The sequence below is a fragment of the Microcoleus sp. PH2017_28_MFU_U_A genome (assembly GCF_020738035.1).
Taxonomy (GTDB): domain Bacteria; phylum Cyanobacteriota; class Cyanobacteriia; order Cyanobacteriales; family Microcoleaceae; genus Microcoleus.
The window spans coordinates 1-16,588 of record NZ_JAEQCX010000082.1; the positions used below are offsets into that span (position 1 = coordinate 1).

Consider the following 16,588-nt stretch of genomic DNA (forward strand, 5'->3'; position numbering starts at 1 on the left):
CCTGATGGATTACCCTGTAGAAGCCAGTCATCCCCCGATTTCTCGGTTTCGACTGAACGAATCGCACTTGGCAGCACCATTTAAGTCTGCATTCACAATCGAAGCATTTGCTGATCGATACAAGCCACGTTTAATTCGTTTTCCAGATGCTTTCCACCCAGATGGCTTTTCACCATATTTGGGTAGGGAGTCACCACCCTTAAAAACTAGCTTTCGATGTATATGCTTCTTCTGTTTCAACAAACCTGATACCGTGCAAATCGCACAGTTCTTTTAATCTATTTTTGAGTTTACCTAAAGGCATTTGAACAAACTTTTGATTGTTCACTTTACCTAGATTACTGTTAGACTTAAAACCTTCATTCCACCCAACTATCAGTGTGCCAATTCCAGATTTAAGGCAATGGTTAGCAATCAACTTGGCAGCCTTATTGATACCATCACGCATTTGGTGATTACGTTTTCGGGTAACACGGTCTAACCAATTATCCCAATAACCTTCTGGCTTTCCTTCTTGTCTAGTTGCTACTTTCTTGTTCCACAATTGATTCATCGCTTTCATTGCACGAGAATCAATCAAAAAAGAATTTCCTAATGTATCGACACAAGCTGGCTTTATTATCAGCAGTTCCCAAGTCAATTGATAATGCTTGACCAATGTCCAGATTATGTTGTTGTTTTTCAACCTCGTAGGATATTTCCAGATAAAAAGCACCATTCTTAGGGAGAATCGTAAACTCTTTCACTTTGGAAAAATCCAGATTCGATGGCATAGGTAAAAAGAATTCAGAAACTCCAAACCATCGCCTTACTGTTAAACCCAAGGAAAATCTTAACTGATTGCCAACAAGTTTCGGTCTTAACCCTCCCGAATTAGGATAAACAACTTTGAACAACTTAGAACCTGTCAGGTATCCCGGTGGCTTGGGCTTGAAATGCAATTGACCTTTGATGTACAAATCTCTTACTTCTTTAAAAGATTTGAAGGCTTCTGTGACTGACATCAATGTTTGCTGCATTGGTGTTGATGGCAACGACTTAGCAACCATTGATTTGGCAACTGACGATTCAAAAGATAAGTCGAATTTTCCCGTCAACAGTTTTCCGGTCTTAAAAAAAGTTTGACGAGCCAAATAAACCCCACTGTTGTACAGTTTACCTGATTGTTGGCAGAGATACTCCAACAATGCTTTAATTTCTTTGGTTGGAGACAGTAATACTTGCTGAACTCCCATTGTTTTTTGGGTTTTAGTCACCTCTGTTTTCCTGAATATTGGTTGATTTGTCTACTTTCAGTTATTATACTAGATATCTCAAGGTCAATCAACAAAATATTTAAAAAGAAAGAAAGAAAGAAAGAAGACGGGGACTCTCATTCCCTCGTGCCACTTCCCTCTCAGGACTAAAGTCTCGCTCGTTTCCCGCATCCCGTATTATTTTTATGAGTTTTCAGCTTGTCTTTGGTTGTATGCTTTTCTTAAACTGTTATCTGAAGGTAAAATCAACAAAATTCTGCTGTTTAATGCACCTGGCATCAGGCACTATTTGCAGCAGTAACGATCGCCTTTGGGTGAGTCCTCTCGCCCACCCCACAGGAAAATCTAATTATCGCGGAACAGGCGAGAAAGCCTATTGCTGATGTGGAACAGGCCAGAAAGCCTGTTACCAATCTTGCTGATGCAAAGAACTACTGTTGCCGCACGGGAACTTGACATTTTGCTAGATAAGTCTTAATTTCTCCGACGCTAAGTTGCCCGTAGTGCAGCAGGGAAGCCAGTAAGGCTGCTTCTGCTTTGCCTTCCGTCACGGCTTCGTAGATGTGGTGACAGTTGCCGGCGCCGCCGGAAGCAATCACGGGAATTTCTACAACTTCGGCGATGCTGCGGGTTAATGATAAGTCGTAACCGGCTTGAGTGCCGTCAGAGTCCATGCTTGTCACTAGAATTTCGCCGGCGCCGCGCTTTTCGGCTTCCTTGGCCCAGACGATCGCATCTAAGCCTGTATTTTCACGCCCTCCGCGCACGTACACGTCCCAACCGGGATTGTCCGCATCTTGGCGTTTGCGAGCGTCGATCGCCAATACAATACATTGATTGCCAAATCGATCGCTCGCTTTGTCAATCAAACTCGGATCGCGCACTGCCGCTGAATTAATACTTACCTTATCAGCGCCCGCCCTCAACAAACTTTTAATGGTGTCCAAGGATTGGATGCCGCCACCCACCGTCAAAGGGATAAATACTCGATCGGCAGTCCGGTACACCACATCAATCATAATGTTCCGGTCTTCGTGAGTCGCCGTAATGTCCAGAAACACCAACTCATCAGCACCCGCATCATTGTATACCTGAGCCATTTCCACCGGATCCCCAGCATCCTTAAGGTTGACAAAATTCACACCTTTGACCACACGGCCAGCTTTCACATCCAAACAAGGCAAAATTCTTTTCGACAACATAAAATTCTCGTGTTTCTAATTGATTCAGCGCCGCAGCGAGGAAAAGGTTTTGTTGGACTCTTCAAAAAGTGGAAGTGTAGCAACAAATCTCAAAGATAGCTTGTGTGTAACCACAGGGTTGTCTGAGACGAGAACCATTGTCCAGCTTTTTTTTTGGCAACAGAAGCAGAAATTAAGTTATATTTTGCCAAAAAGCAGCCAATGCAACTGCCTAGGTACATCTTTGGCGTGCAAAATATTACGCTTTGGCCTATGATCGAGCGGTAACTACCTTCGGTGGTTATCAGGCGGTAATTTGGCAATGCTTTATGGGTTCGGTGCATCGATCGACTAAACTATTTTAAATTTTTAGAACAGCCGATTTCAGGTTTTTAGTGGCAATCTTAGTTATGAGCCGCGTACTAAAGTTAAAATTTAAAGTTGAAAACCTCAAATCGGTTGACTTGATGTTGTTTCTAGGGCTGTGGTGACTTTGCAAGCCAATCCACATTTGTTACTTCGTACAGAAAGCGGCAATCGCTACTTGCCGCTCTCCGGCAGCAATTGCTGGACAGTAGGGCGAAATGATGACAATAATTTTGTATTGACCGATCGCTGGATTTCCCGAAATCACGCGATGTTACAGCAAATGGAGACCGGAGAGTTTTACCTGATCGACTTGGGCAGCCGCAACGGTTCCTTTGTCAACGGGCGGCGGGTGAGTATTCCTGTCACTCTCAGAAATGGCGATCGAATTATTTTCGGTCAAACCGAGTTGGACTTCCATAACCCAACCGGAGGGCGCCGGCTCGATCGCCTGCACGACACAGACTCTGAAGATTTTACAGCTACTTTGACGGTACGCAGCCTGATTACTGTCATGGTAATGGACATCCGAGACTTTACAGTTTTGACTAGACAGCTAGACGAAACCATCCTCTCGGAAGTCATCGGCAATTGGTTCCGCAAAGCCGGACACATCATTCGCGAACATGGCAGTTGGGTGGACAAATACATCGGCGATGCCATCATGGCTGTCTGGTTCCACAAACCAAGCGGCGTCAGCAGCGAGGAAATGATGCGGATTTGCCAAGCTTTAAGCCAACTGCACAAGGCAACTGATTTACTCAGCAGCCGTTACCCCCTGCCTTTTCCGTTGCGAGTCGGGGCTGGAATCAATACTGGCTATGCAATGGTGGGAAATTCCGGCAGCAGCGATCGATCGGACTACACCGCCTTGGGAGACACTGTAAACGCCGCATTTCGCCTAGAGTCTTGCACCAAGGATATCGGCAAGGATATCGCCGTGGGAGAAACAACCTACAAATACCTGACGGAATTGGGCGCCCAAGAAGCTTTCGAGCAGCACATCGTTACTTTGAAGGGTTACGACACTCCCAGCGTGACTTACGGCAGTAATTATACTGACTTGAACGCTTTTCTCAAAAGGAAAGGAAAGAGTTCTTGATAGCTAGAAAATTGGGTGTGCAGCCAAAAATTAATCGATCGTCTCAACTACGTTGCATAGCATATATTGAGAGCAATGTCAATTCTTGGATGTAAATTTTGTTAACAGTCCTCGGCCTGCTGGGGATTTATCTGAAAAACTGCATAAGCAAAATGGTAGTCTCTACATAAATGCTGTGTATGAAATTGGGAGACAAAACTTCATGAAACGATTGGGTCGTCTATTGGCAGTATTGGGCTTAGTGCTGGGCTGCTTTGCATGGGCTGGAGACATGAGCGCGATCGCGGCGAACCTGAGCCGTATCGTCTTGCCATCAGCCTCGCTCATAGCAGTTGATGTTCCGGCTAGAACCAATCGCGCCGATGACAAGCTTGCCACAGAATACGGCAAAAAACTTGATTTGAACAACAGCGCCGTCCGCGACTTTCGGGACTTTCGAGGGTTGTATCCCACTTTAGCTGGACAAATTATTAAGAATGCTCCTTACGAAAAAGTTGAGGACGTACTCAACATTTCAGGCTTGACGGAAGCTCAAAAAAAGGTGCTGCAAGCTAATTTGGACAAATTCACCGTAACTGATGTCGAATCAGTCTTTATTGAAGGAGACACCAGGTTGAATAATGGTCTCTACGACTAGATAGCAGTGAGCCTCTTTTGAGGCCATGAGTTATTAGTCAGTAGGGGCGGTGCCCCCGTGCCCGCCCTCATGAGTCCATGAGTCATTAGTCATGAGTCGGAACTATGGTTTGTTAATTCATGAATTTTGGCTTATGGTTCATGGCTCATGGCTTCTGTTCCGGCTGACGAATGCCTTCACAAAGGCTCGCACCAAAAGACACATACCAGCCTCCGATGTTTTCAACAGTTGATAGTTGACAGTTGACAGTTGACAGTTTGAGAGCGACCTCTACCTAGAAGGAAGAGGATTGGAGTAATGAATAGTCTGATTTTTATTTCTCCCGATCGGGGAGAGGCTTTCAACCAATTATTTTTTGGTAAAAAGAAAAAATTAGTAGATATTAGTTTAAATCGAGATTTATCTGTAGATTAAAATTCAATTATTCAAGCTAAACTTGACAGTTATAGCTCCTTGAATCATCTGTAGATTTCAATATAAAATCTAAAATATGAAATATAAAATCGAAATTTATTTTCCCCTGATTCATCTGTAAAGTTAATTTTAAAATCTAAAATCTAAAATCTAAAATCTAAAATCGGCTGACTTATGACTGACAAATTTGACGTATTGGTGATAGGTGCTGGCGCAGCGGGTTTGTACACGGCACTGTGTCTACCAGAACATTTGCACGTAGGCTTGATTAATAAAAATATTATGCCTGTTTCTGCCAGCGATTGGGCTCAAGGAGGCATTGCCGCAGCGATCGCCCCAGAAGATTCCGCAGCACTCCACGTTCAGGATACACTGGCTGCGGGAGCAGGTCTTTGCGATTTAGAAGCAGTACAATTTTTAGTCGAAGAAGCTGCTGCTTGCATAGACTCCCTGGTAAAAATGGGCGTTGCATTCGATCGCACTGGCCCAGATTTAGCCCTCACCCTAGAAGCCGCCCACTCCCGCCGCCGAGTGCTCCACTCCGCCGACACCACAGGAAAAGCCGTTGTCAGTACCCTGACAGCAAAAGTATTAAACCGCAAAAACATTCAACTCGTATCCCCAGCCTTTGCTTTGAGTCTGTGGCTAGACAAAACCGGGCGGTGTCAGGGCATTAGCTCGATTTGCGACTCCCAAGTCAAATGGCTGCGGGCTAGCGCCGTAGTGCTGGCTACAGGCGGCGGCGGACAGGTTTTTGCTCAAACAACCAACCCGTCCGTAAGTACCGGGGACGGGGTAGCCATTGCGTGGCGCGCCGGGGCGCTGCTGCGAGATTTAGAATTTGTGCAGTTTCACCCGACAGCCCTCAGCAAAGCGGGCGCGCCTCGGTTTCTGATTAGCGAAGCGGTGCGGGGAGAAGGGGCTCATTTAGTTGACAGCAAGGGATATCGCTTTGCTTTTGACTCTCACCCCAGCGGGGAACTCGCGCCTCGGGATGTTGTCAGCCGCGCTATTTTCCGCCACTTGCAGAAGACGGGGGAACCTCATGTTTGGCTGGATTTGCGCCCGATCGACTGCGATCGACTGCGCTACAGGTTTCCGAATATTATTCAAGTGTGCGCTGATTGGGGAATTGATATTTTTGCCGAACCTGTGCCGGTGACGCCCGCCGCCCATTACTGGATGGGGGGAATTGTGGCTGACAAGTTCAACCAAACTTCGATTCCGGGTTTGTATGCGGTGGGAGAAACTGCGAGTACGGGAGTACACGGCGCTAACCGATTGGCGAGCAATTCGCTGCTGGAATGTCTGGTTTTTGGCGCGCAAATGGGACTTTTGCAGTTAGAAGGTAAAAAGTCCGAAGCCTTACCAGAGGAGGAAGATGCAGGGGAAATCTTGGAAAAATCGGTTTCACAACAGGATATTGAGGCGATCGAAAAATTGCGAATCCAATTGCCGAGTTTGGTGTGGCAGAGTGCGGGAATTTGTCGGGGACAAAGGGATTTGGAAAGTGCGATCGTCCAAGTAGAGATTTGGCGACAAGAATTTGTCTCTTTGGCTTTGAGTCAAGCACTTGATAATTTACGGCCCGGACAAACGATCGATTTTTCGCCGGCTGATGCCGAAAATAGCTCGGTTTTGCGAAATTGGGGGGAAGTTGGCAATTTATTGGATATTGGCTACTTAATTCTCAAAAGTGCTGCGTTTCGCACCGAAAGTCGCGGTGGTCACTACCGGCTGGACTATCCCCTCACCGATCGGGATTGGTGCAGTCACACTTTAATTAACCAATCGAATTGGTACAAATCTGGGCCCATAGAATTTTGAAAAATTGGGTAAGGAACTGAGACTTAATTGCTGGACACATCTGTCCATTCCTGGTCAATTTGTATAGGTCTAAGCATAGTCGTAACCATCCTTTCTGTGGACTGGCGTTAAATAGTCCAACTTGATAGACCTCCTTTTTTTGTCGATAACAAACTCACCGCAACCATGCGACATAGGACAAACTCGTGCTGTAAAAGTCCCCGCGTATTTACCTTTGGGAACATCTGCACGAACAATATCACCTGTACAAAATCCCAAGATAGGACGCAAGGGACGATGTTTTTGTGGATAACCAAATTTGTCTGTTTGACATCGCTTCCTGCCACCGAAACCTGTTGTTTTAACTTTCAAAATCTTTGTAGTAACAAGTTTGATACCTTCAACCTTGCCGACACAAGCAGCATCAATCCAATGAGCTTTAGGCAGTTCAAAACGAATTCGGTTAAACTTAGTTTGTCCGCCAGTTCCCGTTCTTACAGGCAATCCAGTTAGCTTAAGGGTGTTGAACAGTGACCACCTTGTACTATTGACAGATGCTGCGTCTTTTAACGGTGATGCAGCTTGTTTCAGAACGCAATTTAACACATCTGGTTTGCCTTTGAGGAAGTCTTTAATATCTCGATTTCCTTTGCGTTGGTTGCACTTGTGGCAAGCCAGACAAAGATTAGAGATACGGTCTGAGCCTCATGCATGACTTTGGTTGGATATGCTCAATTTCGAGTGGAACGTCTTTGACACCGCAGTAAGCACATTGGCGATTCCATTTTTCCAACAAGTATTCACGGCACTCGTAACCTTTCAAGGTTCCTTGCTGGTATTGGGTTCCAGAAATTTCAGGATTTTGAATCGCTTGAGTATCAAACTTTACCAGTTCCTGAACAATACAATCAATTGGTGCGAACGATGACAGACGTTTCACCCAAGTTTCCGTCGTCAAAATACGATGCTTCAAAGACGGTGCAAGCCAACCATTAGGGCGTTTGCGATTGAGGAATCGAGCTATACGGTAACGAGTATTACGATTTCTTCGTCCTCTCCTAACTGCTCTACGATGTTCCAAAGCATCTTTTATTTGTTGTCCGCGATGCTGCAATTCCATCGCCCAGATAACATTGCCTCGATCTGTAACTAAAGCAATCCCTGTAAACTTGGAACCCGGGTCGATTTTGAGTTCCAGCGGATACAGATTTGGATTTTCAACGACTCGCTTTAAAATCAAAGTGAACGGGTAGCGGCGAAACACGGCGGCTTTTCTGGAATCTAGTAGTTTCCGTGCTTGTGCTGGATGGATTGGATTAAGCGGTGTTTTGTTTTTGTCTATCAGAAAGATGTAATTTGACATATTCTGTCAGCCTTATTTCTAAGTAATGTTTGCCTCGTCAAAGTTCAAATGGCTTGTTAGGAAAGTGACACTATAGCTATAAACCTATTTGCTAATTACTTAATCACTCTCAACAGTGCTACAAGCTGGCGTTCACTCGCAGGTGTTATGACCAATCGAACGTAGTCAGTGAAGACTTAGACTGCACGCTCCGACTTTGTACAGCTTTGACTAGCTTTGGCTAGCTCTGTATAGGTTTTTCGGAGCGGTTCAGCGCGTCCCTGTACCGTCACTTTTAGGACTTCCATTGGGATCTGGTTCGTATTTTTTGGGGTTATTGGGCGCCTCAGATGTGCGCGCCTCTGTCAAGACTGTGGAGGTCGATGGGTCTTTTGCTGAGTAGCTGGTTGAGTTGCCAGCAAGTAAGGCGGCATTTGCAATGCCGATCGTACTGACTTGCAGGCCGACAGCCAGAGTTATCGTTGTGGTGATCCCAATCAAAGTACGCATAGTGTTCATAGTCTTATCCAAATCACTCAAATAGATGCACGTCCCTACAACCTATTATATCTATGAATTTACGTAGTTCCACTTATGTCTTTACATTTCCTTTAATTAATTTTTGTAAGTTTACTTAAATTCTTTTTAATCAATGCTGTTTGGCGATTTGAATTGGGTCTCCAGTCTGCTACAATTTGCGATTTATTATGGGAATGACTTACTCCATAACCGTTTGGAGCGCGGGCTTGCCGTTGCCGTCTTTTTTGAAACTAATCCCAATTTTTTTATATTTCTTAACATTTAAATGAGACGGCTATTTGCTGTCTTAAGCTGCATATTTTTATAAATCTATCTAATGATAGATGACATCTTATACAATGTTTTATAATAAGATTGTAAGTCGAAGAATTGAAAATAACTTAAGCATAAAAGTTGGCACCACTGACTTACAGTTGGATTGTGTTTTTGAACTGAGATTAATTACGAAAATTGATATTGATTTTTCCCGCCTTCCTTAGCACGATACATCGCAGCATCAGCATTGTTAACTAAAATATCTGACTCTTGACCGTCAATTGGATACAAACTAATGCCAATACTTGTAGTTACAGAAACTGTATGTTCTTCTAAAGTAAAAGGCTGCATAATGGTGTCACAAATTTTTTGAGCTACTTTCGCAGCTTCTTCGCTACCAGGAATTCCCGGCAAGATGACAGTGAATTCGTCGCCACCCAACCTCGATATAATATCGCTACCGCGCAAGCATTTTTTGAGCCTCCCGGCCACTGCTTGTAAGAGCAAATCACCCGCATGATGTCCGAGAGTATCATTGATTGACTTAAATCCATCTAAATCTAAAAACAGTAAAGCTACCAATTCCTGATTGCTGGAGGCTCTTTCCAGGGACAGATGCAAGGATTCGTGAAACATTTTGCGGTTCGGCAAACCGGTGAGAGCATCGTGATAGGCTTGGTGGCTGAGTTCAGCATTTTTTTGCTTGAGGGCATCTTCCAGGCGCTTGCGTTCGGTAATATCTCTGATCGCTCCAACTAAAAATAGGTTCCCCGCAGCATCTTTATGCAGGGATCTTTTAGTCGAAATCAGATGGGTAATTCCGTGAGCATCAGTAAAATATTCTTCATTTTCTAGTGGCTGCTGAGTTTGCAATACTAATTCGTCTTGCTGCCAAAATATATCCGCTTCGGCTTGGGGAAATAACTCGTAATCGGTGCGAGAAATTAAAATTTCCAAAGGATAGCTAATAAACCGACAATATGACTGATTCAAAACAACCCAGCGGTGATTTCTATCTTTGACAAAAATTGGGTCGGGAATTGTATCGATTAGCCATTGTAAAAATTCTTTAGACCGTTTGAGTTCTTCTTGTATGTGAGCCAGATAAGCTACAACTGCACAGCCAGAACCCAACAGACTGAGGATGGAAGGAATTAACGGCAGCCACCAACCGGCCAACCATGCTATGTATAAACTAGCACTTAATCCTACACAGATACTTGATAAAGACCAAGCCGATCGCCCGAGCGATCGCAACTTCCAGCTCACATTTGCTCCCGTCCAAGACCACAGTAAAATCCACAGCCACTCCGCCGCCTCTGGCCAAACTTTAATACCTTCGCGCCCGTCGAGGGCCGCACTCAAAATTTGGCTCAAGAAATTAGCCTGAAGCTCAACTCCAGGTACTGGCTGGGGAGGAGCAAACAAACCAGAACTGTAAGCGTTTTGGTGAAAGTCTTTGAGGCTGGGGGCAGTTGAGCCGATCAAGACAGCGCGCTCCTGCACAAAATCAACAGGTACTTTCCCAGAAAGCACGTCGCTGATTGATGCAGTGCGAAAACTGCCTCGCGGGTGGCGCAGGTTGGCGAGAATTTGATAGCCGCGGCTGTCCGATCGCACGTAAGCACCATCATTCGGTTTAAAACGCTGAAACACCCCCTTGCCTAACTGCAAGTATTTAGGATTGACTGTTGCTGGTTCAGGCGAAATCCCTTCGGTTTCGAGGTAAAGCAAAGCCAGTCTCAGCGCGAAACTTTGATGGGTTTTGCCGTTTCCAGGCCAAGCGTAGAGCAAAGTTCGGCGCACTTTTGAGTCAGCGTCGAGGACAACGTTGTTGAAACCGATGCGATCGAGCTTTTCCAGTACCGGAGGCGGGCGCACTCCAAATCTGGTTTCGTCTGGCATTAACTCAATCCCAATTAAATTGGGAATAGTTTTAAAAGTTTTGACCAATTCGGCATTACCCGGTTGAGTCGGCAAATCTCGGTAAACGTCGAGGCCAATCGCCCGCGGCTTCCCAGCGTGCAATTTTTGCAGCAATTGGGCCAATACAGCATCGGACATGGGGTAGCCGTATTTTTGCAAGTCAGCTTCGTTAATTTCGATAATGACGATGCGCGAGTCCACTGGTTCGGCGGGCCGCCAGCGTACAAAGCGATCGCAAGCAGCCCATTCCAACGCCTGCAAAAATCCTAACCAGCGCAGTAGAATCACCGTACCGCCAACGGCACTCGCAGTAATTAATACTCGGCGTTCTCGATCGAGCCATTTTTTGATAGTTTTTAGCATATTCTGGGGATGTTCGCCTCGCCTGAAGAGCATATAAGGTATTGTAAAACTTTATTAAATTTATAAGCATTGGTAGGCGATGATGGTATCCTGTAATCAGGAGGTCGAAATGAAACTACCTGACTACGCTAAAGCAATAGGCATAAGTTACACAACCGCGTGGCGCTGGTGGAAGGCAAATAAGCTGCCACATCCGGCACGGCAGGCAGAAAGCGGTCTGATTATAGTTGACTACTTACCGCAGTCGCCATCAAACCAGAGCAAACAGAACCGAGTCGCTATTTACAGTCGAGTTTCATCTTCAGAAAACAAGGATAACCTCAACCGTCAATCGCAGAGATTAACGGAGTACGCCATTGCTAACGGTTATCAAATTGTTAAAAATGTCAAAGAAATTGGCAGCGGATTAAACGATCATAGAAAACAGTTAGAAGCATTGTTGCAGCAAGATGACTACGACATCTTGCTAGTTGAACATAAAGACCGTTTGGCTCGATTTGGTACAAATTATCTAGACGTTCTACTTCTGAGATTGGGAATTAAGCTAGAAATAGTTAATTTAGCGGAGAATGGAAAAGATGAGCTAATGCAAGACTTGGTGGCTATAGTTACTAGCTTTGCTGCCCGACTTTACGGACAACGACGTGCTAGCAGAAAAACCGAAAAAATAATTGCCGAACTGAAAGATGGAGGTACAGAGTGCAACTAGCCGAGAGGCATATCATTAAATCAACGGAACCTCGTTTCGCCCAAATTGACGAACTAGCATTCAAGTCCAAAAATCTGTACAATGCCGCCAATTATGTCATTCGTCAGAACTTTATCTATGGATGGGGCTATGTCAGTTATAACGAAATGAACCGATTGATGAAGTCTCATCAAGCCTACAAGGCTTTACCAGCCAAAGTAAGTCAGCAAATCTTGATGGTGCTAGATAAGAATTGGAAATCGTTTTTTGAAGCCGTTAAAGCTTATAAAGCCGATTCTTCAAAATTCACGGGTCGCCCGAAATTGCCAAATTACAAAGACAAGACCAAAGGGCGAAACCTTCTCGTCTACACGATTCAAGCGATTAGTAGTAAACAGTTGAAGAAAGGAATCGTTAAACTTTCGGGTACTGAACTTTTAATCAAAACCAAAGTCGATCCCGATCGAATTTGTCAAGTTAGGTTGGTTCCGAAATGTGATTCTTATGTAATTGAGGTAATTTATGATGAACCGGAGTCCACCGCTAAAGATAACGACTTTGCAGCCGGTGTTGATTTGGGGCTGAATAATTTAGTGGCGCTAACTTCAAATCAACCGGGATTTATCCCGCTGTTGATTAACGGGCGGACATTGAAATCGATCAATCAGTTCTATAACAAGCGCTCATCGCGATTACAATCCCAATTGAAAGGGAGGCGCAAAACTTCACCTCGGATTCAACGACTAACTCGCTGTCGCAATCAAAAAGTAGACAATTATTTGCATCATACGAGTCGCACGATTGTTGATATTTTGGTCGCGCAACGAATTGGAACGTTAGTAATTGGCAAAAACGCACAGTGGAAAACCGATATCAACCTTGGAAAACAGACTAACCAAAACTTTGTCAGCATTCCTCACGCTCGATTAATTGAGATGCTAGAATACAAAGGTTTTTTGGTTGGAATCAAGGTAATCGTGCAGGAGGAATCTTTTACCTCCAAAGCCAATTTCTTGGGCTTAGATCCAATTCCTGTTTACGGAAAAACAAAAACAGAACCTGTATTTACCGGAAAACGAATTAAGCGAGGTTTGTACAAAACATCGACTGGTCAGTTGATTAATTCTGACGTGAATGCTTCTTACAATATTCTCAGAAAAGCAATCCCAAATGCGTTCAGCGATGGGATAGGGAGCTGCGTAGTTCAGCCGAGGCGGGTCAATCCGCTTAAAGTGAAAGTGAAGGGGGAGGGACTTGAAGCCTCCCATGTCTATAAATGACTATACTTTTATCAGCTATTACTACATATCGTTTTTACGTCTTCACGGGGTTCTGCTCAGTCGATTTTATATTTTTGATTTTAGACGATCGCAATTTTTCGGTTGTGCGGTGTGGCAGATGCGTGGATTGTTGATTTTTGATTGTCGAATTGTTTAGTTTTTCGGTGCGCTATGCTGGTTGGTAATTGGTAATTGGTGATGGTAATTGGTAATTGGATTCTAAGCTTTTAAAACGCCACCTTTTTTCTGATATTTTTTATAAGTTTGTGGCGGTCGGTAAACCGGACATCCTTACTATGAGGGCATCACAGAATTGCGAAGAGTTGTGTTTGATACCATATCCACCATAAACCCAAGAGACCCTTTCTACCGATTACCGATTACCTTTTACCAGAAAGAATTGGTTTAAAGCCGGAACCTTTGAGGGAGAAATGAAAATCAGACTATTCATTACTCCAATCCTCTTCCTTCTAGGTAGAGATCCTCTCAAACTGTCAACTGTCAACTGTCAACTGTCAACTGTTGAACCACTTACCGATTACCATAAAAAATTGGTTTAAAGCCGGAACCTTTTTCGGGATAAATTAAAATCCGACTATTCATTACTCCAATCCTCTTACTTTTTTTGTCAAGTGCTACCCGTGCGGTCAACTGTCAACTGTCAACTGTCAACTGAACAAAGCGTCCGCTAATCTTTCGATCGAACCGCTATATCAACGCAGATAATTTTCAGAATAGCGATCGAATGAGTGCCATTTGAGTGTAATGACTCTGGCAGCAGAAACCCGGTTTCTGGAGTTTTTGTGTAAAATTTATAGTATTTATTCGCAGACAGCCTAGTAGATAGTCACCACTTTTTGGCAAATTTCGACCTGACTAATTTTTACTAATTTATAAATATTAATCCTAGATGGCAGATTTGAGATTAATTTCGCAGCACTAGGAAACGAGCAAATAACTTGCCTACGGATATTTACTGCTTCACCATCTAAAATCTGTCATCTAAAATTTCTAACTATTCTGTCAGTTTTGAAAGTTGCGCGGGCCCGTGTAACCGGATAAATCGGCGAGTTTATCCAAAGTTTGCGTCCCCGAATAAAACTGACCTTGAATCTCCCAAGTCGGGAAACCTTTAATATTCGTAGCAGCAGCTTGGCAAATTTCAGCACGGGAATTTTGCCCTTTCGGATCGCATTCAAAATAATCAATTATTTTGGCTGCTTCTTTGCCGAATAGCATTTTTTGGTCGTGGCAGTGGGGACACCAGTAAGCACCGTATTCTTTGGCGTCAATTTGTCGGAGGTGGCGGGCTAAAGCAATTTGTGCAGGGCCGGAGGTTGTAGTCACGGCTGGGGGTAGAATTCCGGGGGTAGAAGAAACAAAAGGAGCAGGTGAACTGACGCTGTTATACAGTCCCAAGGCGCCGATCGAACTTACCATCATTACCAAAATACCTGTAAACACCAACTGTCCGATATCTTCCCACTCGCGGCCGACTAGCACCAGCACAAACAGCGACAGCGCAAATACGGCGGAACTGATGCAGTAAATGCAGAGTTCCTTAATTTCAAAAGACATCAAATACATCAAATAGCTGCTGAAGATTACCATCGCAGCGGTGATGATAAATAGCGCTTGCCAAGTTTGATTTTCTAGTTGAGAGTGCAGACCTTTATTGGTGTCTGGATTGACGGCTTTGGGAGCGAGTGCCAAAATTGCGATGCTCAGGTAAGCCAGACAACCTAATAAACTTAAAGGCACTGTGCCAAAAACTGTAGCGTAGGGACTGTTGAGAACTTTGTCGCAGCCGCTGGTGGGACAAATGACTGAGCCTGTCGTGAATTTAGCGATCGTCAGATAGGCCGTTTCTACGACGCCGATGGCTGCGATGGCTGCGATCGCAGTTCTAGACCAGCGATGAATCCAAGGGGTTGAACGTCGGCGAATCATTTTTTTGATTTGGTAATTGCTAATGGGGAATGGGGAATGGGGAATGGGGAATGGGGAATGGGGAATGGGGAATGGGGAATTGAAAATTGAGAATTGAGAATTGAGAATTGAGAATTGGGCAAACAGGGCATTGGGCATTAGAACCAACAACTAACAACAAACATACATACGATAAATAACATATAGCACTTCTCAAAAAGGTTCGCGGACGTAGTTGGGCTTGTGCCCAGTTTAGTGCTTATATAAGCTGTCAGTCATACCTCATCTTTCTGAAAACCGCTATAGAAGCACCAACAACTAACTAATGCCCTCTTTGGCCGATGCCCTCTTTGGCCGATTCCCTCTTTGGCCGATTCCCGATGCCCTCTTTGGCCGATTCCCTCTTTGGCCCATTCCTATTTTACATTTTACTTCCGACCCACCCCAAAACGGGTATTTGGTTTCCGACACGAGGGTCAGAGTCGATACTAAAATTTTAGACTTTTGTTCGAGTTCCCAGATGAATCTGTGGACTCAAATCTAAAATCTAAAATCTAAAATCTAAAATTGACTGACTTTGCCCGGTTCCGGTGTTGACCCTCTTGAACCATTTGTCTCAATGTTTTGTTGTTCGAGCTCTTTCTGGGAAAAGCTGCGGCGGGCGGCTTCGACAAACTGACTGACGCGGATCGGATCGATCGGCTGCTCGATGCGGCCGTTTCGCTTCAGGGAACTCGATACAATTACACCATCGGCGGCTTGCATGAGCGTGGAAACGTTTTCCCACGAGGCGCCGCTGCCGATGAAAACAGGAATTTCCCCCGCTGCTGCACTCGCGAGTTCTAAGTCTTCGAGATTGGGAGGGCTGCCGGTTGTCCAGCCAGAAAGGATTACGGCGTCGGCTAAGGCGCGCCCGATCGTCTCTTGGACGGCTGTGGTTAAGTTGGGGCTGCCGAGGGGGCGCCCGTGCTTGACTAGCACGTCTGCGAATATTTTGACATCGCTGCCCAATTCCCGGCGGTAGCGCAGTAGCTGGTGAGCTTGGCCTTCAATTAAGCCTTGATCTGTAGCCATGATGCCGTTGAGGACGTTGACGCGGATGAATTGGGCTCCCGTGCAGGAGGCGATGGCGATCGCGCTGTGGGCGTCGTTTCGTAGCACGTTAATGCCGATCGGCAGCGTCACCAGATTAGTTAGCCGCTCGACTACTAGAGTCATGGCACTTACCACAGCCGGATCTACGCTGTCTTTGGCAAAAGGAGCGTCGAAAAAGTTCTCGACTATGATACCGTTTGCGCCGCCAGAAGCCAGCGCAGTAGCCTCTTGCTCGGCTCTTGAGATAATAGCTTTGAGGTTCCCGCCCCAGCGGGGAGAAGTTGGCAAAGGCTGTAAATGTACGACACCGATTATGGGATTCGGCGTTTTGAATATTTGTTTTAAGTCCACGGGTTTCCTGAAACCACCAATTTCACTGACGGCTGACGGCGGGTTTTGACGGTATAT

12 protein-coding genes and 1 pseudogene are annotated in these 16,588 nt (G+C 45.0%); 5 read left to right on the forward strand and 8 right to left on the reverse strand.

Going from position 1 to position 16,588, the window contains the following annotated elements; all coding sequences use genetic code 11:
* Positions 1 to 199: 199 nt before the first annotated feature.
* From JGK14_RS20475 to hisF, 3 genes are all read right to left on the reverse strand, one after another.
* Entirely contained in the window at positions 200 to 580 is a 381-nt protein-coding gene (locus JGK14_RS20475; protein WP_293185320.1) for an IS200/IS605 family accessory protein TnpB-related protein, read from the reverse strand.
* Positions 573 to 1,256, reverse strand: a complete 684-nt coding sequence (locus tag JGK14_RS20480; protein WP_293226234.1) for an RNA-guided endonuclease InsQ/TnpB family protein — start codon at positions 1,254 to 1,256, stop codon at positions 573 to 575. Before JGK14_RS20480 ends, JGK14_RS20475 begins: the two co-directional genes overlap by 8 nt.
* 431 nt (positions 1,257 to 1,687) lie before the next feature.
* Positions 1,688 to 2,458 (reverse strand): imidazole glycerol phosphate synthase subunit HisF, encoded by a 771-nt coding sequence (gene hisF, locus JGK14_RS20485; RefSeq protein WP_293185318.1) that lies wholly within the window; start codon positions 2,456 to 2,458, stop codon positions 1,688 to 1,690.
* Between the two features lie 463 nt (positions 2,459 to 2,921).
* Between hisF and JGK14_RS20490 the strand changes: the two genes are divergently transcribed.
* The 3 genes from JGK14_RS20490 to nadB all read left to right on the forward strand — a co-directional run bounded on the left by JGK14_RS20490 (position 2,922) and on the right by nadB (position 6,783).
* Positions 2,922 to 3,905, forward strand: coding sequence for an adenylate/guanylate cyclase domain-containing protein (locus JGK14_RS20490; protein ID WP_293185317.1), 984 nt, complete (start codon positions 2,922 to 2,924; stop codon positions 3,903 to 3,905).
* A 202-nt stretch (positions 3,906 to 4,107) separates the two neighbouring features.
* Positions 4,108 to 4,542: a photosystem II complex extrinsic protein PsbU gene (gene psbU / locus JGK14_RS20495; RefSeq protein ID WP_325315416.1), complete on the forward strand. Its 435-nt coding sequence runs from the start codon at positions 4,108 to 4,110 to the stop codon at positions 4,540 to 4,542.
* Between the two features lie 588 nt (positions 4,543 to 5,130).
* Positions 5,131 to 6,783 (forward strand): L-aspartate oxidase, encoded by a 1,653-nt coding sequence (gene nadB / locus JGK14_RS20500; protein WP_325315417.1) that lies wholly within the window; start codon positions 5,131 to 5,133, stop codon positions 6,781 to 6,783.
* A gap of 69 nt (positions 6,784 to 6,852) precedes the next feature.
* On the opposite strand, the pseudogene iscB reads toward nadB, so the two are convergent.
* The 3 genes and pseudogenes from iscB to JGK14_RS20515 form a co-directional block, all read right to left on the reverse strand.
* Positions 6,853 to 8,125 (reverse strand): annotated as a pseudogene (iscB, locus tag JGK14_RS20505) (RNA-guided endonuclease IscB).
* Positions 8,126 to 8,374: 249 nt separating this feature from the next.
* On the reverse strand, positions 8,375 to 8,623 hold the full coding sequence (locus tag JGK14_RS20510; protein WP_293185313.1) for a hypothetical protein: 249 nt from the start codon (positions 8,621 to 8,623) through the stop codon (positions 8,375 to 8,377).
* Positions 8,624 to 9,085: 462 nt separating this feature from the next.
* A complete protein-coding gene (locus tag JGK14_RS20515) occupies positions 9,086 to 11,221 on the reverse strand; it encodes a CHASE2 domain-containing protein (protein WP_293327772.1) in 2,136 nt (711 codons plus the stop codon).
* Positions 11,222 to 11,297: 76 nt separating this feature from the next.
* On the opposite strand from JGK14_RS20515, the gene JGK14_RS20520 reads away from it, so the two are divergent.
* Together JGK14_RS20520 and JGK14_RS20525 are read left to right on the forward strand one after the other, a co-directional pair.
* A complete protein-coding gene (locus JGK14_RS20520; protein WP_293185309.1) occupies positions 11,298 to 11,897 on the forward strand; it encodes an IS607 family transposase in 600 nt (199 codons plus the stop codon).
* Positions 11,888 to 13,156: an RNA-guided endonuclease InsQ/TnpB family protein gene (locus JGK14_RS20525; RefSeq protein ID WP_293185308.1), complete on the forward strand. Its 1,269-nt coding sequence runs from the start codon at positions 11,888 to 11,890 to the stop codon at positions 13,154 to 13,156. Before JGK14_RS20520 ends, JGK14_RS20525 begins: the two co-directional genes overlap by 10 nt.
* 1,023 nt (positions 13,157 to 14,179) lie before the next feature.
* On the opposite strand, the gene JGK14_RS20530 is transcribed toward JGK14_RS20525, so the two are convergent.
* Together JGK14_RS20530 and btpA are read right to left on the reverse strand one after the other, a co-directional pair.
* The gene (locus tag JGK14_RS20530; RefSeq protein ID WP_293185307.1) at positions 14,180 to 15,106 is read right to left on the reverse strand and encodes a vitamin K epoxide reductase family protein; all 927 of its coding nucleotides are present in this window, start codon (positions 15,104 to 15,106) and stop codon (positions 14,180 to 14,182) included.
* Positions 15,107 to 15,646: 540 nt separating this feature from the next.
* Positions 15,647 to 16,531 (reverse strand): photosystem I biogenesis protein BtpA, encoded by an 885-nt coding sequence (btpA, locus tag JGK14_RS20535; RefSeq protein WP_293199131.1) that lies wholly within the window; start codon positions 16,529 to 16,531, stop codon positions 15,647 to 15,649.
* Positions 16,532 to 16,588 lie beyond the last annotated feature (57 nt).